A 569-nucleotide genomic window follows, 5' to 3' on the forward strand; every position below is an offset into this window, starting at 1 on the left:
CGCCGATCCGCGATGCCGATGTGGGGTCACTGCAGGCGCAGGCAACGTCGGGGCGCTGCACGTTCCATGTGGAAGCGGATGACGCTGCAGCGCTTTCGCGTCAGCAGTCGTTGCTCCAGAGCGTGTCGGCGATCGCCTGTGGTGGGCCAGCCACCACCCGGCCTTCGCAAAGGGCTGCAGGCTTCGACCTGCAGATGCCTGCACGTTGCCCACTCTCTTCCAGCACGCCGTTGATTGCCCGGGAGGGAGGCTGGCACCAGCGGCGACTTTCGTCGGTCCCGACGTATCCTGCGGCCGCCATGCGCGAGGCCCAGCAGGGGGGTGTCGAGCTGATGCTGCTGCTGGATGCACAGGGCAAGACCCAGGCGATCATCCTGTCCCGATCCAGCGGCTACCCGCTGCTCGATGCGGCGGCGCTCAAGCATGCGCGTGACTGGCGCTACGAGCGTGAAGCGGCAGGCAAGGCACCAAGCATGAGCCTGATACGCGGCACGGTCACGTTCAAGCTCGACTGAGGCGCCTACAGGGCGGGCTCGGCCTTCCACTCCCACCACCGATAGTGGTACTCG

The 569-nt window shown here is 66.8% G+C and carries 1 protein-coding gene; it reads left to right on the forward strand.

Annotation, left to right across the window (positions count from 1 at the left end; translation table 11 throughout):
* The coding region (locus tag DAI20_RS17700) for an energy transducer TonB (protein ID WP_108252909.1) at positions 1-515 on the forward strand (515 nt) is incomplete at its 5' end.
* Positions 516-569 lie beyond the last annotated feature (54 nt).

The organism is Planctomonas deserti, assembly GCF_003067705.1.
GTDB classification, from domain to species: domain Bacteria; phylum Actinomycetota; class Actinomycetes; order Actinomycetales; family Microbacteriaceae; genus Planctomonas; species Planctomonas deserti.